Genomic DNA, 23,132 nt, shown 5'->3' with positions numbered 1-23,132 from the left:
CAGCATGAATGTATTCAAGTACAAAATTAAAACGATTCGAGCCAAGTTGATTTTGATATTTTTTGTTTTCTTTCTTCTTCCCTTTCTGTTATTTGGATCAATTTGGTATCAACGCTCAACACAGTTAATGGAAGAAAATGCGATATCATCTGCAAGGAAATCGATCCAGCAGGCGAATAGCTACATCAATTATTATTTTGGAGAGTTGGAGCGTACGACGTTTCCTTTAATCACCCATCCACTTATTCAAGAGTTTATGAATATTACTTCGGATGATGTTTATCCGCGGATCTCGCTCACGAATCAAATTCAAAATCAGGTCATAAATCAAGTCATTTATGGGAAAAAAGAAGTCTACGGACTTTCCATCATTTCTGAGAACGGTTTGATTGTTTCCAATTTAGCGGATACGCAAGAAGGGTTCGGAACTCGGGATTTGATGCAGCTTGAACCAACGGGAGTACGAAATATTAAGTTTAATCGCATCCATAGGGAAAATGGCATGCCAATCTTAACGATTAGCAGGAATTTTACAGATGCCAGGACGTACAGAACGAAGGGCTTGTTGCTGATCGATCTCCGTTTGAACGATTTGTCAGCGTTTATTAACCAAGCAGGTCTTAGCAAAACAGGTATGACATGGATTGCCAACGTCGAGGGAGAAGTGTTGCTTCACCCCAATCAATATCAAATCGGTAAGGCGGTACCTGATTGGTACAATGACAATATTCGCAAGGGAGAAGAAGGATCGCTGATCGTGAATGATTCGGGTGTAAAGAAGTTGATCGTTTTTGAATATTCTCCTTTGACGGAGTGGACACTTGTATCTGAAGTTCCCCTTCAAGAATTGACCGGGGATTTATTTGCACTGCGTAATCTCACTTTAGTTGTTTTGATCGTGGTTACCCTAATTTCATTGTTTTTTATAGGCGGCTTTACTCTTAGCCTTACGAACTCGCTTTCGAACATGAAACGACTAATGAACCGAGCAGGAAGCGGGGAGATGTTTGTTCGAGCTTACGTCCGGCCAGGTAGACAAGACGAGCTCAGCGAGCTCAATGAAAGTTTTAATCACATGGTAGTGAAGCTTCATACATTGATCGACGAGATTCATGCTTCTGAGATAAGGGAGAAAGAGCTGATCATCAAGCAACGGGAAACGATGCTCAAGTCCATGCAAGCGCAAATCAATCCTCATTTCCTCTACAATACATTGGAGGTCATTAATTCCTACGCAATTTTAGAGAACGTATTGCCGATCAGTCGGATGGCGATTTCACTAGCCTCGCTGTTTCGATACAGTATTTCAAGCGGGGACGGGAAGATATCCTTATATGAAGAGATACAGCATATACAAACCTACTTGGAGATTCAAAAGGAACGTTTTGAGCATCTAACCATTCATCTGCAATACGACAAGAGCGATCTTAGCCAGGTTCAAGGACTACGACTCATCCTGCAGCCGGTTGTAGAGAATGTGTTTTACCATGCTTACGAGAAGCATCAGCTTTATCCAGAGTTTATAGCTATTGAGGGTGAGAGGTCACCAATAGGCTACCGCTTTGTTGTTATGGATAAAGGGGGAGGCATGGAACCCACCGTTATGGAAAGATTGAACAAAGCGTTCCAATCGGAAGATGATACGGAAGTTCACTTGCCGGGGAATGATCGGAATGATGATAATCGATGGGGAAATGTGGGACTATTGAACGTTCACCAACGTTTGAGATTGAGCTTCGGTGCGCCATTCGGGTTGACGATATTGAAATCTACGAAAGAGGGCACTTGGATTGAAGTTCATTTGCCAACCATCACAGGAGGGACTTGGGATGCTTAAAGCGATTATTGCGGATGATGAGACGTTGATAAAGAAAAGCTTGAAGTTGATCGTTGAAAGAACTAACTTATTTGAAGTTTTAGAGGCTTTTTCAAATGGGCGAGATGCGCTGGCGTATATGCAAGAGCATACTGTTGATTTGCTGATTACGGATATCCGAATGCCCGTGATGGATGGATTGAACCTAATATCGGCTCTGCGTGAAGCAGGCAATGAAACCGATGTCATTATTTTGACTGGATATGGAGAATTCGAGTACGCCCAGAAAGCGATCCGTTATGGCGTATCCGATTATTTGCTGAAGCCCATAGTACCGGAGCAACTTCAGCAAATGCTGGAAAAAATTGCGCTGAAACAAAACCAGCAAAAAGTTGTACAGGAGCTTCGCCAGGAGTCATTGTGGTATTGCAGACAGATGGGGGAGCGTCTTTCTCAGTTGTTAAGAGACATGGACGGTCTTTCCATCATTACGCTGCTTGACGAGGTCTACAGCTATATGCATCAAGCTTATGGTGAGCATTTGCCCATTTTCCAAAGTTTTTATTCTGATTTATTGGCAGTCGCCTACAATGAACTGATAATCATCTCTCCTGATCTTAAGGAGGTCATTACCGCTCCAAGTTCACTTTTAGAAGAAGACTCCATAGAGAATTTGAGGGGGCGAGTTCGCAAGCAGATCAGCGAATGGATGCTGCGGATGGCGGATGTCCGAAGTCATGGGATTGCTCATACGATGAAGAAAGCGTTAACCTTTATTCAACAACATATTTATGATGAAAATTTGACTCTGCAGTCAGTTGCTGATGAGTTGAATTTGTCGATCTCTTATACAAGCGAAAGCATTAAACAATCCGTTGGCATGAACTTCACGAGTTATGTAACGAAGCTCCGAATGGAAAAGGCTAAAGCATTGCTAGCAGACTCGAATTGCAAAATGTATGAAGCCGCGTTCCAGTGTGGATATGTCGATTACGCTCATTTCACAAAGACGTTCAAGAAGTATTATGGATACTCTCCGAAGGAATATCGCGCACGTTTGAATGTGTCGGATTTTGACGAATAATCGGCGAAATTTTGACAACTTTAGCCTCGATAAACACATATACCTTTCTCTTAGTGGAATCTACAATAAAGACACATCAGAGGAAGGAGGGCTAAATCGTGGTTAAGGAGTCTAATTATTTTATTAAAAATTGGCAAATTTACTCTATGATCTTACCCGGCTTATTGTTTTTCATCATCTTCAAATATGTCCCATTAGCTGGCAGTATCATTGCATTCCAAAATTACACGCCATTCAAAGGAATCATGGGGAGCGAGTTTGTCGGATTCGAGCATTTTAAAGTGCTGTTTAGCTATCCTGAGTTTTACCGCGTATTGCGCAATACGCTGCTCATCAGTTTGTATCAACTCGTTTTCGGATTTCCTGCTCCGCTCATTCTTGCACTCTTATTGAATGAGGTGCGTAAAGTTTTCGTCAAAAAAATTATGCAGACAGTTTTATATGTACCGCATTTCTTGTCGTGGGTTATTTTGGGTGGTATGCTAATGAGCTTACTTTCGCCGGATACAGGTCTTTTTAATCATATTTTGAATTCGTTTGGACTGGAAAGCGTATTTTTTATGCAAAAGCCAGAATACTTCCGCAGTATCGTGGTCGTTTCGGGGATTTGGAAGGAAGTCGGTTGGGGGACAATCATTTACTTGGCCGCTTTAACAGGTGTTAATCCAGAATTATATGAAGCTGCCGAAGTTGATGGTGCAGGGAAGCTAAGGCAAGTGTTCAGCGTTACGATCCCGGCATTGCTGCCGACCATCATGGTGCTGCTGCTGCTCAAGATTGGACATATTCTTGATCTTGGCTTTGAGCAAATCTATGTTCTACTTAACCCTCTTGTGCGTGAAACCGGGGATATTTTGGATACTTATATTTATGATGTGGGGCTGCTTGGTGGTCAATATAGCTATACGACTGCAGTCGGATTATTCAAATCAATCGTAGGGCTAGTTCTCATACTTGGCGCAAACGCAATTAGCAAGAAGACAACTGGAGATTCAATTTATTAGGAGGATGGGTATTGTGAGAAAAGTCAATCCATCTCTGAAATGGTTTGAAGCGGGTAATTATTTGTTTCTTTCGCTCATTTCTATAGTGGTGTTGATACCGTTTCTAAATATTGCAGCGGGATCGCTTAGCGGGGGGAATTCGATTCTAGAAGGGAAAGTCTCCATCCTTCCTGTCAACTTTACGATGGAAAACTACTGGGCACTTCTTAAGAACTTTGGCTTTTGGAAATCGTTCGGCATCACGGTCTATATCACCGTTCTTGGCACTACACTTAATCTGACATTTACTTCATTAATGGCCTATGGGTTAGCACGTCGCGATTTAAAAGGAAGATCGACGATCCTCCTCATCGTCTTGTTCACAATGATATTTACGGCTCCGATCATTCCGTCGTATTTACTTGTCAAGTCACTTGGTATGTTGAACTCTTTATGGGCAGTCATGATTCCATCGTTAATCAGCGGATTCAATCTTCTCATTATGATTTCGTTTTTTCAAAATATACCTGATGCTTTGACTGAGGCGGCAAAGATTGACGGTAGTAATGAATACCGTACATTTTGGAGCATCGTATTGCCGCTATCCATGCCGGTAATGACGACAATCGGTTTGTTCTATGCAGTCTCGAACTGGAATGGTTATTACGCAGCAATGATGTACTTGCGTGACCCTGGCTTGTTCCCGCTGCAGGTGAAATTAAGACAATTGATTACCCAAGATAATGCCGGAGATATTCTTACTTCTTTATCGTCGGCAGAGGGCATTAAGATGGCTGCGATCATCGTTGCAACTTTGCCCGTGATGATGATCTATCCGTTTATACAGAAGCATTTTGTTAAAGGAGCCATGATTGGTTCGGTAAAAGGTTAATTATGGAATCCTATTCGAAAACATTTGGAGGAATATAGTTTGATGAACAAGAAGATGGTTACAACATTGGTTTGTCTTTCTTTATCCGGAAGTGTATTAGCCGCATGTTCAAGTAAAGGGGAGACAAGCTCCTCAACTGCGGCAGTGACTCCGCCAACAATCAAGCTTGTGGTAGGCGATCGTAACATGCCCTACGTTACGTCATCATCGAATGTTAATGAAGACAAATATGTGAAAAAACTGCGCGAGCTGTCGAAAACCGATGTTCGTATTGAGACGGTCAATCAAGCCGACTACTCTAAAAAAATGAATTTGTTGCTTGCTTCTGGCGATTTACCAGATGCCATTCAGGCCGTGAACGGGATTACTTCTCCTGAAATTTCGGCGGGTATTAGTAATGGTGCGTTCTATGAATTAAACGAGTTGATCGACAAGTATGCGCCGGGACTGAAAACCAAAATTAATAAAGATTTATGGAATTCTTCGCTCGTGAGCAAAGAAGGAAAAATTTACGCGATTCCGCGCGAAGCGCCGGTACCCAACAACCGAATTGTCTACATGCGTAAAGATTGGCTAGATAAGCTTGGCTTGCAGGCTCCAAAAACCGTGGACGAGTACTTGAATGTGCTGCGTGCATTTAGAGATAAGGATCCAAACGGCAACGGCAAAGCAGATGAAATTCCTTTTATCGGACGGAAAAATTTCGACTTCGGATATGTGTTTTTCGGTGCTTATGACGTTAGTCCCGAGGGCTGGAAGTTTGTAAACAATCAGCTTGTTCCTAACTTTATTCGACCGGAAATGAAAGACGCATTGAAGCTTCATCAGCAAATGTATCAAGAGAAGTTGATCGACAATGAGATCTTTGTGAATACGGCAGCAGATTGGACGGCTAAGCTCGAAAATACGCAACGAGCTGGCATGTGGATCCACGCTGCAGAATATCCGGATCAAACCGCTACGGCATACAAGAAGCTTCCGCAACCTATTAATTTCATCAATATCCCAGCTCCAACTGGACCAGACGGCAAGGGTGGAAACTTAATCGGTTCGGTCGTAGATCCATTGTCTACTTGGGTAATCCCTAAATCCAATAAACATCCTGAGCATGTATTGAGATTCTTGGAATGGTTCTTATCCGACGATGCACAGACGTTCTTGAATTACGGACTTGAAGGTGAAGACTTTACAGTAGAGAACGGCAAGAAAGTTCCTAAACCGATTAGTACGAAAGCGGATAAGGAGAGAGAACAATTTCATCTTCAATGGTTGAGATGGATCGGGCCAAGCCATATTCATAACCAGGAATACATGAAGACTCGTGAAAATGGTGAATTCGTACCAACTGCTGTGAAAATCGCTTCAAGCGAAGGTCGGGTCAACAGCGCTCTTGATTTACCAGTCCCAGCGTCATTGGTTACCAAACCAGAATTGCAATTTACCGGACTATGGATGGAAACGGCCGCTAAAATCATTACGGGTCGTGATCCGATCGACAGCTTCGATAAGTTTGTTGAGGATTGGAAAAAACGTGGCGGAGACAAGGTCATTCAAGATGCTACGGAGTGGTATTTGAAAAATCAAGCCAAAAAATAAAGCACACGATTAACGGGGGGATTTCGAAATCCCCCCGTTATGTCATTAAGCTAACTTTGGAGGAAGTAATAGATGTCGAACAACCAAGAAAATCGTTTAGAAGAGATATTCTCAATGCGCATGCGACTACAACGTTACCTAGAAGTTGAGGCGGCTTTGGCATTGGCCCAAGGCGAGCTTGGCATTATTCCACAATCGGCTGCTGATAAAATTGCTAAGGCAGCTAACGTGGAATTGATGGATATCCAACGACTTGAAGCGGATCAAGCCAAAACAGGTCATTTTATGATGCCGATCGTGTCTGAGATGTCCCGAATCGTTGGGGATCCTGAAGGCGGTTTTGTTCATTGGGGGGCCACCTCCCAAAACATTGAGCAGACCGGCGATGTCCTCGGTTATCGCGCCGCCATTGGTATTTTGAAGGATCAACTGTGCGATGTAGTGGAAGTGTTGGCTCAATTAGGTGAACGGACTGCAGATACAGTCATGGCGGGGCGTACGCATTGGCAGCAAGCTGTGCCGATTACGTTCGGCTTCAAGGTGGCCAATTGGACAGATGTGATCGTTCGACATTTGGAACGGTTAGAACAAATCAAACCTCGTCTACTGACAGCCATGATGGGAGGCGCAGTCGGTAATTTCGCCAGCATGGGTAGTATTGGTCCTGCTGTACAGGAAGGAATGTCCCGGAGACTCAATCTGACGCCCATGACAGTACCCGGCAGAAACATTGTCGACCACTTCGCTGAATACTTACTGTTTCTTGGCATGATCGCTGCTTCCTTGACTTCCATCGCTGAAGAAGTGGCGCGTTTGATGGCAACCGAGTTTAGTGAAGTTAGCGAAAGTTTGCCTGAAGGCGACGTAGGAAGCTCCACGATGCCACAAAAAAGAAATGCGAAGAAATGCATGGAGGTCGTTACCAAGTCTGCTCGTATTCGAGCAAATGTGCCTGTCGCACTGGAAGCGATGATCCATTCACACGAGGTGGATGGTGCCAAATTTGCGATCATGCAAACCGCGCTGGAGCAAAGTACGATTTTGACTGGCGAGATCCTAGATGCTATGCATAATTTGCTGAGAGGACTTGAGATATACCCTGAACATATGAAACGAAATCTAGCGCTGTCCGGCGGTCTTATCAATGCAGAAGCAGTCATGATGACACTTGCTGATACCCTTGGTCGTCAAATCGCCCATGAGGTGGTTCATGAAGCAGCGCATAAAGTGGCGACAAGCGGATTTACCATCACGTTCTATGACGTGCTATCTAAAGATCCGCATGTAACTCATCACCTTGGTGCAGACGAAATCATGAAGCTGCTCGATCCGGCCGTTCACACAGGCCTTAGCAGCAAAATTGCTCGGGAGACGAGTGCTCGAGGCTATGCTGCGGCTAGCCATCATCGAACAGTTTGATTAAGAGAGAGGAATGTCAATATTCGTATGGCCAATACAAGTGTAATAATTCGGATCGAATTGAATCACGAAGAAATAAAGTTTGGAGATGTCGCTGCAGCCATAAGTAGTTTGGGTGGAGATGTAACCTCAGTTGATATTATTCGTTCTGGAAAAACAGCTTCTATTCGGGATATAACTGTAGAGGCAGCAGATTCAGATGAGTCGAAGATCGTTGAATTTTTGGGACGACAAAACGGAATTAAGCTAGTCAATGTTTCCGATCGTACGTTTCTCGCTCATTTAGGCGGTAAAATTACAATTCAACCAACGCTGCCTATTAAAAATCGTGATGATTTGTCGCGCGTATATACGCCCGGGGTTGCAAGGGTTTGCAAAGCGATTCATGAGGATCCTAAAAAATCGTACTCGCTGACAATCAAACGCAATACGGTTGCCGTCATCACGGATGGGACTGCTGTTCTGGGATTGGGAGATATCGGTCCTATTGCGGCTGCGCCGGTTATGGAAGGTAAGGCTATGTTATTCAAGCAGCTCGCTGATGTCGATGCATTCCCGATCTGTTTGGATACGACCGATACGGAAGAAATTGTTCAGACGATAAAGCGGATCAGTCCGATTTTTGGCGGGATCAATTTAGAAGACATCAGTTCACCCCGGTGTTTCGAGATCGAGCAGAGGCTTGCCGAAGAGTTGAATATTCCCGTATTTCATGACGATCAGCACGGTACGGCCATTGTGGTGCTAGCTGGATTGTTGAATGCGTTAAAGGTAGTAAATAAACGAATTGAAAATGTAAGAGTCGTCGTCAATGGGATTGGCGCAGCAGGCGTTTCGATATGTAAAATGCTTCTCGGAGCGGGTGTAACAAGACTTGTGCCAGTGGACCGTGAGGGGACGATTGTACGTGGAGCAACCTATGCGTATCCCATGTGGCAGTGGCTTGCGGACCAGCCTCAAGTGGAGGATGTAAAAGGCTCGTTAACAGACGTAATTCAGGATGCAGATGTATTTATCGGGGTCTCGAGAGGCGGTCTGCTGCATCGCGAGCATATTCAAAGTATGGCGCCTAGAAGCATCGTATTCGCAATGGCGAATCCTGATCCGGAAGTGGACCCGGAGGAGGCGACGCCACATGTGGAAGTGTTTGCAACAGGCCGGAGTGATTATCCCAATCAAATTAATAATGTTCTCGTATTTCCAGGGATATTCAGAGGCGCGCTAGATTGCCGGGCAAAGGAAATTAACGAGCCGATGAAGCTTGCGGCAGCACGAGCGATTGCTTCCGTTGTAACCGAGTCGGAGCTTAATAGCCAATATATTATTCCGAGTATATTTAACGACCAAGTGGTTCCAATTATTCGAAAAGCCGTAATTGAAGCGGCCATCATTACAGGATCAGCTCAGCGGATTCCACCAGAATTCAGATAGTGAAAATAGAAATCCCCATCTAGTTCGTGAATTGTAAAAATGACGACTTTAAAAAAGAAGCGCCATAGCCTTGAGGTTATGGTGCTTCTTTACTTAAGGTAGGCGTGCTGTATGCCTAATTATTAAATCGTGCAAATATGTACAAACTCCCAAGCAAAGTTTCCCATAGTCTATTAGGAAGAAAAGCGAGGGAGGGGTTTGTGATTAGTCAAATCAAAGTCATTGCGACAATCCCCGTAGGGAGAAGGCCGTCAGATATCGCGTTAAACAAACGCACGAATTTGTTGTATGTGCCGAGTAATGGGAGTGATACGGTATCCGTAATTAGCGCCCGAACGAATCGAGTGATCGCGACGATCGAAGGAATTGAAGGGGCTATCTCTGTGGCTATCAATCCGCGAACGAATCAGATTTATGTGGCTGGTTTGTCAGGTAAACTATTCATCATCAACGGCAAAAAAAATAAGCTAACGCATACGTTCGATGTAGGAGGAGGCTTCGCTTCTCTTGCAGTGAATGTCAAGACGAATAAAGTGTACGCGGTGAATCTAGATCGAAATTCGGTCACGGTTTTGAATGGGAACAAGAAGAAAATCGTTGCGACAATAAGCGTTGGAATGCAGAGACCAAGCGTCGCATCACCCCATACAATTGTAACCAATCCGTTCACGAATCGTATTTATGTGCTGAATCCGGGTGAAGACACGGCAACAGTGATCAAGGGCAGCACGGATCGCGTAATGGGCACGATTAAAGTTGGACAGGGGCCGTTTTCACTAGTCATTAATTTGCGTACCAATCGATTGTATATCGCACTTGAAGAGAAAGGCAGCGTTGCTGTTGTTAATGGGCGAACCAATAAAAGAATAACAACTATTCCGAATGTTGGTGATATCGATATGTTGGCTGTCAATCCTATAACAAATCGTGTATATGCGCCAGACGATACGACGAACAGCGTTAAGGTAACGGTTATCTCGGGAAAAACCAATACCATTATCGCCACGATCCAAAATGGCGAATCGCCGCGAATTCCTGTTGTTAACAGCAAGTTGAATCGCATTTACATCGCAACTTCGGGGGAAGAAACGCCGACAAGCTTAGCGAGTGTCATTAACGGGAGGAATAACAAAATTATAAAATCGAACCTGCGAATCGGGCGAGGGGCATCGGCAGGTTGTTTCAACGAAAGTAACAATCGCGTATATTTTACTAACGAAGAAGGAGATACCGTTACCGTGCTTTCAGGATAATGTGATTGGCTGACTATGGCTGGCAACGTGCATGTTAATCCTTTCCATAAAATGCTTGTACTACATCCATATTTTAGTATAATGAAAACACATACATTAGCAGTCACAGGATGCATAAATCGTCAAAAGCGCTAACGCAAAGGCATGGAACAACTTTTTCCGTAACAAGGAAATACCATGGACGACCAACCTCTTAGATGCTAAGAGGTTTTTTGTTATGTTTAAGAGATTGTACATCTATGAACAGGAAGGAATTTGCTAGATGAATACCGTAAAAACGAAGATCATGATTGCCATTATTTTGTGTTCCGTAGCCGCTGTTCTTGTAGTTGGACTAATCGGGATCAATACGGCGAATCAAATGTTGAAGCAATCGTCTGATGAAACCGCGAAGTTGAACGTTGATACGAAGGCGAAGAGTTTGAATCTCACCATCGAGGCGATCGAACAGTCGGTCAATGGACTTGCGATATCTGCGATTTCCATGTTGGACGATGTAAAGAAGTTTAAGACAGATGCGAAGTACGTGAATGACTATCAAGAAAAAATCAGGCCTTTAGCCGAGCAGTTCTCGCAAAATACGAAAGGTGCAATGGCGTTTTATATGAGGTTCAATCCTGCTTTTACAGCGCCTACATCTGGATTATTCCATGCGGATTCAGACGGAGACGGCAAGATTGAGAAGTTGATACCTACGGATTTTAGTCAGTTCGATCCGACAGATCTTGCTCATGTAGGATGGTATTATATCCCCGTTAACGCTGGCAAACCGGTATGGCTAGATCCTTATATGAACGAAAATATTAATGTCAAAATGATCTCCTATGTCGTTCCCATTTTCAAAAATGGAGAGTCCATAGGTATTGTAGGCATGGATATTAACTTCGCCATGTTTACCGATATCGTTAATAGCATCAAACCTTATGAGAATAGCTATGGTGCATTACTGAACGCGAATCTTGATTTCCTCATTCATCCGCAAATGAAGCAAACCGATAATCTGGCGAATGTTCATGGCAGTCTGGCTGAAGAAATCAAGAAGCAAGAGCTTGGCGCAATGACGGTGAAAGAAGATAACGAAGACAAGATTATTTCGTTTGCGAAGCTGTCCAACGGACAAACACTGCTGATCGATTCTTCAAAGAGTGACATTTATAGCGATGTGAACACTTTGACAAAACGCATTATTATCGTATTAATCTGTGTGGCGATTGTCGCCGCGCTAGTTGCATTTTTCATGGGAAGTCGTATTTCAAAGCCGCTGAAGACGCTTATTCTCGACATGAGACGGGTGAAAGATGGCGACTTTATGGTTCGCACATCAATTCGTAACAAAGACGAGATTGGTGAGATTGGTTCGAATTTTAACGGTATGGTGGAAGAATTAGAGAACCTCACTAGAAACATGCGAGCGGTATCCACTCAAATTCATACGTCATCACGCGCTCTGGCATCTGTAGCTGAAGAGGTAACGGCTTCATCTGAAGAAGTATCAGCCTCCCTTCACGAAATTGCGGAAGGCAACAGGATGCAATCCCAGTCGATCGAGAAAAGCTCGGAAATCTCTGCGAATTTATCTGACAAATTTAAGCAGCTATATGACAACACGAACGTTATTCTTCAAGTAGTGGACGGCATGCAAGCTAACAATGAGAACGGCATGTCCTTAATGAAAGATTTGAACGACATTACTCAAGATAATGGACAAGCGATTAACAATATTGAACGTGAAATCTTTAATTTGAATGACAAAACACAGAACATTTCCACAATCGTCGAGCAGTTAAGCCACATTGCCAGTCAGACCAATCTATTGGCATTGAACGCTTCCATCGAGTCGTCAAGAGCAGGGGAAGCTGGAAGAGGCTTTGCGGTCGTAGCGAGTGAAATTAGGAAGCTGGCCGAACAGTCGAGGCAATCCACAGAAAATATTAATGAAATCATCTTGAACGTACAAACCGATGCCAGCCATACCGTGGAAGCGATGAAGCAAGTGAAGAAACGGGAGATGGAACAATCCGAAGCTGTTCATCAGTTAAGTCAAGCATTCGGGCTACTCTCCAGTACGATCCATCAAATTACAGAGATCCTCAAAACTAACGGGGCATTCATTATGGAAGTGTCTAGGGATTCAAGTCAACTAGCCAGTGAAGTGCATGAGATGTCTTCGGTCTCCGAAGAGAGTGCCGCGTCTTCCGAGCAAGTATCGGAAACGATGACAGAGCAGGTGAAAGGCTTTGGGAAAGTCGTCGAAGAAGCCGATATGTTAAATCAATTGTGTGAGACGCTGGACGCACTAGTTAAGCGGTTTAACGTGAATCAATAACACGCACACGAAGAATAGTGAAGAGTGGCTGTTCATGGAACTTTCCTAGACAGTCACTCTTTTGTTGTATGTACTTACCAATCGTTCCCGAAAATAAGCAGCGAATCGGGTCTTGCAGATGAACAGTCACCGCATAATATGGTAGTATAAGGAAGTTGGAAGGGGGAATACACATTGCTTATCAAAATATTAATCTTTGGTTTACTTTGGCGAATCGTAGGTAATCCATTTCTTGCGTTGCTTATTTTACTCGTGATTCTGTATGTCTTGGATCGTAGATATGTAGGTATCCTGCCGAATATTTGGCGGCCATTTCAGTTAAGACGCAAAGCTTCGCGCCTGCGGTCCGATCTCTATGCGAACCCGCATAATACCTCAGCGAAGCTGGACTTGGCGCGCATTCTGATTGAACGCAAAAAATATCAAGACGCGCTGCCCTACCTAGAGCAAACACTACCTATTATGCAGGAATCTGCTGATGTTCATTACGAAATAGGACTTTGCATGCTAAAATTAGGCCGTATTACCGAGGGTGAAACTTTCATGCTGAAAGCGATTGAGCTCAATCCACGTGTAAAATATGGCGAAGCCTTCCTGCGCCTCGGAGAGGCTCTGGCTCCCCTTGAGCCGAAGCGGGCGGCGCAGTTTATTGAACACTTCCGCGACCTGCACTCTTCGTCGGTCGAGGCTTACTACCGGCTCGGCCAGCTGTATCAGCAGCTAGGCCGCCAGGAAGACGCCAAGCGCGCGTATCGCGAAGCGCTGGACATATACCGCGGCTTGCCTCGCTACAGCCGCAGACAGCAGCGGCGTTGGGCATGGCTAGCGCGCTTCAAATAAAAAGGTTCCGCTCATCTGCGAGCGGAACCTTTTTTCATAAAGCTCGCGTACGCGCGCGCGAGCAGCCAAGCGCCCAGCAGCCCGATAAAGACGGCTGCTATGGTGTGCAGATCATAGAGCCAGATGCGCCCTGGCGCTGGCTCTGGTGCAACGCGATCCCACAGGGTGAGAATCGCGGGATGCACGAGATAGATGCCGAAGGAGGCGGCACCTAAGGCAGATAACATGGCGCTGAAGCGTGAGCCGCGCGCAAGTTGTTTGCGCGCCAACGGCACGCAAACGAGGGGGATGCTCATGCAATAGGCGAGAAGCGCCAGCTCGAACCAGGTGTTTGGCAAGGTAGCAAACTCATATTGCTGCAACAGGAGCATGCCTACAAAAGCACCGCCAGCAAGCAAAGCGACGCTCCAGATCCATCTTTTGTAACGAATTGCCCATGCTATGATTGTTGGATAGTAGATACCCGCGAAAGCACCGAAACAGAAGGTAGTCGTATAGCCAAGGAACAAGGAGGTATATTCAGGCAACGGAAATACCCAATGATGAAAGGTATAGGAAGCCGCTTGAATGCCGATACCTAAAGGAATTAGAGCACTACGCAGCCAGGTGTATCGCTTCACTGCTGTAATTAGCAAAGGGAATAATACATAGAACTGAACGATAATAACCATATAGTAGAGATGATAGCTGGCATTTCCGGATAAGAGCAGCTTAAATAAATGAAATGCATCTAACTGTATCGTGCCATGAAACATGAACTGGTTATACAGATAGTAGAAGATGGACCAAAGGAGATAGGGGATGACGATCTTTTGGAGTCTTTTTGTCCAAAAAATACGTGCCATGCCAGATCCCCAGCGATCATAATACGAATAAAACAAGACGAGACCACTGATCCAGATGAATAAGGGAACGGTAAAAAGACTGGCTTTGTTTAGGATGAAAAAAATAGCTTGTGATCCCGTCCCTATCGGTAGTTGTGTAGCACCGGAGGTACCATGTATAAGGACGACGGCAATGATCGCGATTGCGCGGACAATGTCGATTTCTGAAAGCTTCGGTTTAGATATCATGATGCAATTTCTCCTCTTTATCTCTCATTTCACTGTAACATGAACCTAAGAGTAGGACAATGGTGCTAGGAAGGAGCGGCCGATTAGCTTGACGCTCACATCTACCCGAGATAAACTGTTGATAGCGTGTATTAAGAGATGAATCAAGAGGGTGAATGAACGTGAGTTATGAATATTTGATGCAAGCGGTATTGCTCATATTTTTAGTTATTATCACTTTTTTTGCTATGTTGGCATGGACGAAATGGCGAAAAAGAGGACGGAGATAGATCATGTATTTTATTAACCATGAACAAATCGATGAGCGCATTCAATTTCTGAGCACTTTGGCTGAAGCCAGTCAGCAATTAGAAGCGCAATGGACACAAGGCAAGAGGGATCTTACTTGGCAGCTTGCTCAGGAACGAGTACTTCATTTGGCGATTGAAACGGTGACGGATGTTGGGAGCTTGCTTATTGATGCATTTATTCTAAGAGATGCCAGCAGTTATGAGGATATTGTTGAGATTGTGCATGGCGAAGGAGCTTATTCAGAGTCTCTGACGGAGACATTGTTGCAACTCGTTAAGCTGCGGAAACCGCTTGTGCAGGATTTTGTAGACTGGAATCGTCAAACGTTGCATCCCATAATCCCTAAACTCCCAGCGGCTTTTGAGGAATTCGCGGCTTCCGTTCGTGCATTTATTAAGAGCGAATTGGCATAACATACATAGTTGTTTCTTAATTTACTTATTGCCTGCGATGCTGTAAAATGAGACCTAAACGAGTTCCGAGGGCAGGTGAGAGCGTGAATCAAACACTAGAAACATCTACGCGTAAAGTGATTCTTTCTATGCTCAAAACGCAAGGAGCGTTAAGTGTTCAGGATCTTGCAAAGCAGCTCGGGATCACAGAGATGGCAGTAAGACGACATATCCATTCCATGGAGAAGGACGATTTGCTCGAGGCTAAGCTCGTAAGGCAAGCGATGGGCCGTCCAAGCAATGTGTATACCTTAGCGCCTCAGGCAGATGAATTATTTCCCAAGAAATATTCACAGTTAACGTTAGATTTATTAGATGAGTTATTAGAAGACGAAGGTCATTATAAAATTGAGCGGCTCTTTGAAGGCAGACAAGGAAAGCTCGAAGCACGTTACCAATCAAGAATGCAAGCCAAAAGCTTAGAAGAGCGTGTGGCAGAATTAGCGCACATTCAGAATGAGAATGGCTATATGGTGGATTGGTCTGCACAAGGCGAGGACGCTTATATTTTTAATGAACACAACTGCCCGATTGCAATGGTAGCCAACACATTTCAGCAGGCATGCCAGTGTGAGCTGTCCCTGTTCCGTAATTTGTTGGATGCCAATGTTGAACGTACGGAGTGTCTTGCCAAAGGTGCTAGTAAATGTGTGTATATCATACGTCAAAATAAATAGCTTTCCTAAGGAAGTTAAGCAGACTGAGCTGCTTAACTTCTTTTTTTTGTGCACGAAATCTTATCTACCCCATAGAGAGCTGAGATCCGCGGCGTAAGCCCATGCTTTTTACAATACATAAACCTTCAGCAGACTTTCAGCTTGCATTCATACAGCTATCAGCCCAATTTAAGTCTTACTTCAGGTTGGCGTTCTATACTTGGTTTATCAACAAGAAGACAATTTGAGAGAAAATGAAAGGCGGTAATCATATGAATGAAGATATGAACAATAACGTGCACGTGACAGATATCAAAGTTGTAAACAAATCAAACAGTTCCAGGATGAAGCCAATTTTTGCAGCTTTTATGGCAGGGGCAGTTGTCGTTGGTGGACTGATGTTCACTTCAGATAAGTTAAACCTTTTTGGTTATGATGCGCAATCAGTGCAATCAAGTGCCTCAGCGGCTTCCACCGCCAACAGTGCGGGAGCTGGTGTCCAAACAGCATCACTGAACAGTAACGGCACGAATAGTATTCCAGCGATTACGAAGGCGGCGAGTCCAGCCATTGTCAAAATTGAAACGAAGGTCAAACAACCAAGTACATCAGGCAATCGCAGAAATTCACAGCAGCAAGGCACTCAAAGTGGTGATACCGTTCAAAATGGGATCGGGTCCGGCTTCATTTTTGATGAGAGTGGTTATATTTTAACGAATGAGCATGTGATTGATGGAGCTGACGAAATTAACGTTTACGTTCAGGGCTATGATCAGCCATTTACGGCGACGCTGCTTGGCAGCAGCTATGATTTAGATTTGGCCGTACTCAAAATTCAAGGAGATCAAGCATTTCCTGCCTTGAAGCTTGGCAACTCGGATACTGCAGAAGTAGGCGAGTGGGTTGTAGCCATTGGTAACCCCTATGATTTCGATTACTCCGTAACAACAGGCGTTCTAAGTGCGAAGGAACGTGAAATCAGCATTGATGATGAGCAGGGGACACGGAACTATAAGCATTTGCTTCAAACGGATACCGCGATTAATCCAGGTAACTCAGGCGGTCCGCTGTTAAATTTGAACGGTGAAGTAATCGGCATCAACACGGCTGTTAATGCGGAAGCACAAGGGATGGGCTTTGCGATTCCTGCGAGCACGATTAATGCGGTCGTAGATAAGCTCAAAAATAACGAAGAGATTCCTAAAGATCCAGCACCTTATATTGGTGTATCTCTACAAAATATCTCGCAAGACATGCTCGAAGATTTAAAAATTACGAGCACAAATGGGGCAGTAGTCGCTGAGGTGCAGCAAGGATCCCCAGCCTTCGCTGCAGGCATTCGTCAGTATGATGTGATACTAGAAGTGAATGGGAAGGCTATTGCAAACACGGAGGAACTTACGAAAGCAGTCCAAGCCGCGGCAGTAGGAGATGCCTTGAAAGTAAAAATCTCACGTGACGGTCAAACGAAGGAGGTAACGGTTAACGTCGGGGATAAAAATAAAGTGCCTGATTATCAAGGCTAAACCTGCACTAGGAGAAAAAACGGAGCCCGCGATCATTCGCGAGCTCCGTTTTCTTATTCTGTCTCTTTATGTGCGGGACGCGGCCAGCAATTGAGCAGCCTTGTCCGTAATCCAGCCAAAGTTACCAGCTTCAATTTCCTTCAAGTTGATGAGTGAGCCGCCAATGCCTAGACCATAGCAGCCAATACTCAGAAATTGTTTAATATTTGCTTCTGTTACGCCACCAACTGCCATCATCGGAATTTTGTCCAATGGTCCCATCAATTCCTTGATATAGGGCAATCCTAAGCTTGCGCTTGGGAATATTTTAACGGCTGTAGCCCCGGCTTTCCATGCCTTAACAACCTCAGTTGGCGTCATAGCACCTGGGAAGATCGGAACTCCCTGCTGCTGTGACCAGCGGATGACCTCCTCATCAAGGTTCGGTGTGACGAGGAATGACGCTCCTGCGAGTACAGCTTGTTTGGCGTCTTCCAGATCCAGCACGGTGCCAGCACCGATGAACATCTGGTCTCCCCATTGCTCCTGCAGGTGTGTAATCATGGACAGCGCGCCAGGTGTGTTTAACGTGACTTCCATAACGGTGACGCCACCTTTGAGCAGTGCTTCAGCAACAGCAAGGATGTGCCCTTCTTGCACGCCGCGGACGATGGCAATAATACGTGTACGCTCAATTTCTTGTAGCCCTTGTTCTCGGTTCATATCGGATTCCCCCAACTCAAATAACCATGCATTTGTCATTTATTATGACAGGTTCCAGAAATTTTTCCAATTAGTTTGTGTCAAAACAAGCCCTGCCTACCTATACTGTAGTAATTCATAGGCATTCGTCTAGAAGCCTCATCAATCCTCACAGCTTTCAGCTCACAGGAGGTGACCTACATGACATGGACTGAGATCAGTATCGTCAGCTTGGCTGTTGCTTGTATCGTGCTCATTGTGTTTACCGTTCGTATGTTCATCACGGCTACACGAACGCTTCGCTTGTTAGGGGATGCTGTTGTTGTAGTGAAACAACAAGTTGTCCATACAACAGAACATGCGGAGAATCTAATGAAGCAAATAGGGCAGCTTACGGAAGAGGTACATTTGCAAATCCTTGCGCTAGAGCCAAGTATTCAAGCGGTAGAAAAGGCAGGGGTGGCAGTAGGGGAAGTAGCATCCACATTGCGCAAGGCCTCACGTATGATGAATGATTCCTTACTTGGTGCGGAAAAGGTGGTACATACGCACCAGAAGCGTATCCACGACGTCATGGAATGGGCAACGACTGGGTTTGAACTATGGCAGCGATGGCAGGCGCATCGGAATGCGAAATCAGATCATTAAGGAGTGGATAACACATGTCCAATGGAAAAAAAGGGAAAGATCTACTTATCGGTGCTGTCGTCGGCGGTTTAGTTGGGGCGGCAGCAGCGCTGCTATTCGCACCGAAATCCGGTCGTGAGTTGCGCAGTGACATCGCAGAAGGCGCGACTGTAGTTAGCGACAAAACGGTTCAATTGGCAAGTACAGTAAGTCAAAAAACACAAGCAGCAGCCAAAACAGTAAGCACTACGACGACAGATCTCGTTGGCAAAGCCAAAGATACGGCTGCAAGTGTTGTTGAGACAGTTCGTTCTTGGAAGGAATCATCCACTGGCGACGAGCTCCTCGATGATATCGAAGCATCGGAAGCTGCAGAAGATCTAGTCATCGTTGGCCGCTAAGCGTGCAAACAAAATAAGCAGAGTACTCATTAGAATGAGCGCTCTGCTTATTTATTTTACCACTTGGAAGGATCGATTTTAGTAATATCCAGACCTTCCCATACATTCTTAATATCGGCAGTCTCAGGATGTTCGAAGAGCAGCCATGCCGTAGGGAGATAACGTTCTCCGTATTCACTGGAAGGTTTATTGATAATAGCATTATTGTGGACAAGCACGGTTGAAGCGCCCCCATCTAGGTTCGCCGCGGTGATTGCGCCATGGGCTAAGAAAATTTCCTGTACATCATAGAGTGTTGCACCAATACTGTGTGTTTGTCTGCCATCGATAATAGCGAAAAGTATCGAGCCATCCTTCGTTTGCGCCATGCAGGTGCGAGGTGCTATGCCCCAACCGTCTGCTTGACCTTTGATTTGGCCAACACCGTTCACAATGAATCGAGGACTGAAGGATACAGCTTCCTGAACACCCATTTCGAGCAGCTCAGAAACTTTGTATTTACCAGAAATCATTCGGCCTTGCTTATCGATCCCAACAATCTGTACGGAACCGTTCATCCCTTTGTCATTGTAAAAGATTTTGCCCCCGGAGATCACGACGCCTTCTGGTTGAAAGCCATTACCTTCCCAATTCGGGTCAATAAATCCGCCGCCATTTACGCCCAGGATCGCCCCGGTACGTTTGACCATGGAAGATACCTTCTCCCCTTTGCCTGCTTTCGCTGGCACGGCTATACGAAGCTTGGTGGGGTCTGAGATGGTAACAAGCTTACCTTTGAAATTGGGACCGGAAATGTTCTCAATCGTTACTAGCTCTTTCTTAACAGGAACTTCTGCAACAACAGGCACATGTGATGGCTGGGGAGCAATGTCAACAAGTCCCAAATCCTTCTCTGTACCCATCTCGTCAAAACTTTTTGAATACGCAGCTACACGTTTTTGTAACTCGGCACTGCCTATTAAATATTTGGCCCAATCCCGATGTTGTGTCGTGATGATGGTGTCGGCCATCATGAAACGCAGACTTGAACCCGAGGAAGTCAAGAAGAACCAGCCTAAACCTAAGGTTGATAGAATTGTAATACTAAAAATCACATACAACATAAAGCGCATTCCTGCTGAACGTTGGCGCTTTACGCGGGCTTGCATGGTGGCCTGTCTGGTGGTTGTTTGTTGAACAGCCATGGTAAGGCATCTATCCTCTCTAACACTAATTAAGCCATACTGTCATCTTTATAAGACGAAAAGAAAGGAGAATAAGTTTCAGATTTCCTGAAAATTTTCTCCTTTTTTTGTAAATTTTTAATTTTGTCGTTGGAGCGGTTGGAGAAGAGACTCTTTTAGCAGGCTCTTTTCATAGTTAAATTCAATCTCGTTACCAGCATGACGGGCAACACTGCGAAGAATAAGCTCGTGATATTTCTTTTGACGTAAAACCGCAATTGTCACACTGAGACTAACGCCAAGCGGGTCGAAATAAAGTTTACCCTCTTGGGCATCATACTTCTTAACGTGAGACAAATTAACAAAAAGATCGGTGTCCATTTTCTTGAACCCATGATCGTCTAACTGATCTAGAAAAAGACTGAAATCGAGTAGAGACTGCATATGGATTCTGCGATTGCCGATTCGTGTATGATACGTCATTTCAGTTGGACCAATCTCTATGAAAAGAATGTCTAGCAGTGGTAGAGTCAATGGCGTAGCTTGAGTCTCTTGATCTTCTTTTTCAAGATATCCTGCTTTCTCCATAAGATCGGTATATGAGAACTTATATGCGTCGGACAGCTTCTTTAAAGTGACAGGGGACGGTTTGATCTTCTCATTCGTTGAACGGTTTCTTTCTAATTCTAAATCGCGAATATAGGCATGGGACAGGCCACTTTTGTTGGCGGCTTCACGCAAGGACATTTTCCCGCGCAGGCTTTCCAAAAATTTACCGAATCCTTCAAATTGTTTCATCATAGGAATCCCTCCATATGTTAATTGTAAATGAATTGGCGCTAAATAGAAACATTTATAGTACTTAATGGTGCTAATTACCTCGACTGGCAACGTATATCTTATACGATTCGTAAGCAATATGCGAATTTAGTAGGTCGAGAGAATCAAGCCCGTGACTTCTTTCTGCTATTTTTTTATAATAGGAGAAGTAGAAAGGGGACGATTTCGTCATGTCAAAAAAATGGATAAGAGATAACGGAATGCATATATCATGGCTAGTTGCCTTAGTAGCGACGCTAGGAAGCTTGTACTTCTCTGAAATTATGCATTTTGCTCCATGTAAACTATGTTGGTATCAGCGTATTCTTATGTATCCATTAGTTATCATTTTGGGTATCGCGGCAGTTCGCAGAGATTACAAGTTAACCATCTATGTGCTGCCATTAACAATTTGGGGAGCCTGTATCTCCATCTATCACGTTTTATTACAAATGGGTGTTTTCAAGGAAACGGGGACAGGCTGCGGTCCAATTGCTTGTGATAACGATTACTTAAACTGGCTTGGTTTTATTACGATTCCGATGCTCGCAGGAACCGCCTTCATCTTGATAACTGTTCTACAATATCTAGTCTATCGAGCTACAAAATAACCCCCGAAATTGAAGTTAGGCAGGTAATTTGTCAATCACTGTCGAATAGGAATGGTAGAAGAATCCATTTCTAATCGAGGTGTAACTCATGACAAACCATACCCATAAAGCTGCACTGCTGATCTTACTGAGCGTTACGTTGGTCGGTTGTGCAGATATAAGCCTAACGGCTCCTGTAGGCAATGAATCGGCTTCCACAGCCAATCCTGCCACCTCCTCTCCAATATCACCAACTCCAATTCCTACAAAAGCTGCCGCGCCCTCACCAACTGCTACACCAAAGGCAACACCACATATAACGACAGTGCCAAGCGCGACGCCGAGTGCGTCACCAGCTATACAGACGCCAACTGCTACCCCAAAAGTTGCAGTTTCGACAGAACCTTCTAAAACTAAACCTTTGCCAACGGATCGGACGCCGTATTCTTGGTATTATATGAAGAAAAAAACAGGTCAAGTTCCTGATTTCCCGCATGAAACCAAATCATTTAGCAGTGACCAGAAGGCAGTTTGGGTGGGGACAGGGAAAAAGGTCTATCTGACCATTGATGCAGGCGGCCCTTTAATTGAAGTTGATCTCATGCTGAAGTCGCTCAAAGAGAACAATGTCAAAGCTAATTTCTTTATTACAGGAAACAACATTAAGAAGAATCCAGACTATTTGAAAAGAATTGTCGCAGACGGTCATTATGTTGCTAATCACACGATGACACATACGGATTTTAATGAATTGACGGATGATCAGATTCGTAAGGAAATTAAGGATTTTGAAGTTGTCTATAAGCAAATAACCGGCAAAGAGGTCGGCAACTACTTCCGCTTCCCTTACGGTCACTACAATCCACATAATTTAAGCTTGGTTTCGGATATGGGCTATACCTCTGTTTTCTGGTCTACGGCAATGAGAGATTGGGAACCTAGAGCGAATGGCGCGGAGGATCCGTACAACGATATTATGAATAACTTGCATGATGGGAATGTGATTTTGATGCATCAGGGGTCCATTGAGAACATGCAGGCGCTTGATCGCATTTGTAAAGAAATTAAAAAGCGAGGCTACGAATTCGGCCTGGTGACGGAGCTTCAGCCTAAAAAGTAAGGAAGATTTGGTCTAAATCTGTGTAGTACTCTTGGTACCTTTAAGCTTGGCCGCACATATCCTAACCGTGTGGTTCCTATAAATTTATCAACC

At 44.5% G+C, this 23,132-nt stretch carries 21 protein-coding genes; 17 read left to right on the top strand and 4 right to left on the bottom strand.

The genetic code is table 11. From position 1 onward, the window contains the following. The first annotated feature begins 4 nt into the window (after positions 1-4). From AC58QM_RS09165 to AC58QM_RS09120, 10 genes are all read left to right on the top strand, one after another. Complete coding sequence (locus AC58QM_RS09165; protein ID WP_497283230.1) at positions 5-1,837, top strand: sensor histidine kinase; 1,833 nt, start codon at positions 5-7, stop codon at positions 1,835-1,837. Beyond that, positions 1,830-2,900 carry a response regulator transcription factor gene (locus tag AC58QM_RS09160; RefSeq protein WP_497283228.1) on the top strand — a complete coding sequence of 357 codons (1,071 nt, stop codon included), beginning with the start codon at positions 1,830-1,832 and terminating at the stop codon, positions 2,898-2,900. Before AC58QM_RS09165 ends, AC58QM_RS09160 begins: the two co-directional genes overlap by 8 nt. 98 nt (positions 2,901-2,998) lie before the next feature. After that, positions 2,999-3,904 (top strand): ABC transporter permease, encoded by a 906-nt coding sequence (locus AC58QM_RS09155; RefSeq protein ID WP_497283227.1) that lies wholly within the window; start codon positions 2,999-3,001, stop codon positions 3,902-3,904. Between the two features lie 13 nt (positions 3,905-3,917). Further along, a complete protein-coding gene (locus tag AC58QM_RS09150) occupies positions 3,918-4,775 on the top strand; it encodes an ABC transporter permease subunit (protein WP_310222344.1) in 858 nt (285 codons plus the stop codon). 42 nt (positions 4,776-4,817) lie between these two features. Next, complete coding sequence (locus AC58QM_RS09145) at positions 4,818-6,371, top strand: extracellular solute-binding protein (protein WP_497283225.1); 1,554 nt, start codon at positions 4,818-4,820, stop codon at positions 6,369-6,371. 72 nt (positions 6,372-6,443) lie between these two features. Continuing rightward, positions 6,444-7,790, top strand: a complete 1,347-nt coding sequence (locus tag AC58QM_RS09140; protein WP_497283224.1) for a class-II fumarase/aspartase family protein — start codon at positions 6,444-6,446, stop codon at positions 7,788-7,790. A gap of 27 nt (positions 7,791-7,817) precedes the next feature. Continuing rightward, positions 7,818-9,221 carry an NAD-dependent malic enzyme gene (locus AC58QM_RS09135; RefSeq protein WP_497283223.1) on the top strand — a complete coding sequence of 468 codons (1,404 nt, stop codon included), beginning with the start codon at positions 7,818-7,820 and terminating at the stop codon, positions 9,219-9,221. A 200-nt stretch (positions 9,222-9,421) separates the two neighbouring features. Continuing rightward, positions 9,422-10,474 (top strand): YncE family protein, encoded by a 1,053-nt coding sequence (locus AC58QM_RS09130; RefSeq protein ID WP_497283221.1) that lies wholly within the window; start codon positions 9,422-9,424, stop codon positions 10,472-10,474. A 262-nt stretch (positions 10,475-10,736) separates the two neighbouring features. Then, positions 10,737-12,800 carry a methyl-accepting chemotaxis protein gene (locus AC58QM_RS09125; protein WP_497283220.1) on the top strand — a complete coding sequence of 688 codons (2,064 nt, stop codon included), beginning with the start codon at positions 10,737-10,739 and terminating at the stop codon, positions 12,798-12,800. A gap of 174 nt (positions 12,801-12,974) precedes the next feature. Next, entirely contained in the window at positions 12,975-13,640 is a 666-nt protein-coding gene (locus AC58QM_RS09120) for a tetratricopeptide repeat protein (protein WP_497283218.1), read from the top strand. 11 nt (positions 13,641-13,651) lie between these two features. On the opposite strand, the gene AC58QM_RS09115 is transcribed toward AC58QM_RS09120, so the two are convergent. Next, positions 13,652-14,713 carry an acyltransferase gene (locus AC58QM_RS09115; RefSeq protein ID WP_497283216.1) on the bottom strand — a complete coding sequence of 354 codons (1,062 nt, stop codon included), beginning with the start codon at positions 14,711-14,713 and terminating at the stop codon, positions 13,652-13,654. A 272-nt stretch (positions 14,714-14,985) separates the two neighbouring features. On the opposite strand from AC58QM_RS09115, the gene AC58QM_RS09110 reads away from it, so the two are divergent. The 3 genes from AC58QM_RS09110 to AC58QM_RS09100 all read left to right on the top strand — a co-directional run bounded on the left by AC58QM_RS09110 (position 14,986) and on the right by AC58QM_RS09100 (position 17,638). Then, on the top strand, positions 14,986-15,417 hold the full coding sequence (locus AC58QM_RS09110) for a DUF86 domain-containing protein (protein WP_497283214.1): 432 nt from the start codon (positions 14,986-14,988) through the stop codon (positions 15,415-15,417). 47 nt (positions 15,418-15,464) lie between these two features. Continuing rightward, on the top strand, positions 15,465-16,133 hold the full coding sequence (locus tag AC58QM_RS09105) for a helix-turn-helix transcriptional regulator (protein WP_497283213.1): 669 nt from the start codon (positions 15,465-15,467) through the stop codon (positions 16,131-16,133). A gap of 251 nt (positions 16,134-16,384) precedes the next feature. Next, a complete protein-coding gene (locus AC58QM_RS09100; protein WP_497283211.1) occupies positions 16,385-17,638 on the top strand; it encodes a S1C family serine protease in 1,254 nt (417 codons plus the stop codon). Between the two features lie 66 nt (positions 17,639-17,704). Here the strand turns inward: AC58QM_RS09100 and AC58QM_RS09095 are convergent, their stop codons facing one another. Next, entirely contained in the window at positions 17,705-18,340 is a 636-nt protein-coding gene (locus tag AC58QM_RS09095) for a bifunctional 4-hydroxy-2-oxoglutarate aldolase/2-dehydro-3-deoxy-phosphogluconate aldolase (protein WP_497283209.1), read from the bottom strand. A 180-nt stretch (positions 18,341-18,520) separates the two neighbouring features. Between AC58QM_RS09095 and AC58QM_RS09090 the strand changes: the two genes are divergently transcribed. Then, positions 18,521-18,967 (top strand): DUF948 domain-containing protein, encoded by a 447-nt coding sequence (locus tag AC58QM_RS09090; protein ID WP_497283207.1) that lies wholly within the window; start codon positions 18,521-18,523, stop codon positions 18,965-18,967. A gap of 14 nt (positions 18,968-18,981) precedes the next feature. Then, positions 18,982-19,347 carry a YtxH domain-containing protein gene (locus AC58QM_RS09085; protein ID WP_497283205.1) on the top strand — a complete coding sequence of 122 codons (366 nt, stop codon included), beginning with the start codon at positions 18,982-18,984 and terminating at the stop codon, positions 19,345-19,347. 56 nt (positions 19,348-19,403) lie between these two features. Here the strand turns inward: AC58QM_RS09085 and AC58QM_RS09080 are convergent, their stop codons facing one another. Further along, positions 19,404-20,531: a phosphodiester glycosidase family protein gene (locus AC58QM_RS09080; protein WP_497283204.1), complete on the bottom strand. Its 1,128-nt coding sequence runs from the start codon at positions 20,529-20,531 to the stop codon at positions 19,404-19,406. A 117-nt stretch (positions 20,532-20,648) separates the two neighbouring features. After that, positions 20,649-21,311 carry a helix-turn-helix domain-containing protein gene (locus tag AC58QM_RS09075; RefSeq protein WP_497283202.1) on the bottom strand — a complete coding sequence of 221 codons (663 nt, stop codon included), beginning with the start codon at positions 21,309-21,311 and terminating at the stop codon, positions 20,649-20,651. Positions 21,312-21,550: 239 nt separating this feature from the next. On the opposite strand from AC58QM_RS09075, the gene AC58QM_RS09070 reads away from it, so the two are divergent. After that, entirely contained in the window at positions 21,551-21,940 is a 390-nt protein-coding gene (locus tag AC58QM_RS09070) for a disulfide oxidoreductase (RefSeq protein WP_497283200.1), read from the top strand. Between the two features lie 88 nt (positions 21,941-22,028). Then, entirely contained in the window at positions 22,029-23,039 is a 1,011-nt protein-coding gene (locus AC58QM_RS09065; protein ID WP_497283198.1) for a polysaccharide deacetylase family protein, read from the top strand. Positions 23,040-23,132 lie beyond the last annotated feature (93 nt).

It is taken from the genome of Paenibacillus sp. J22P165, from assembly GCF_059692015.1.
Note: the sequence above shows the minus strand (reverse complement) of the source record. Positions and strands in the feature narration are given on the sequence as shown.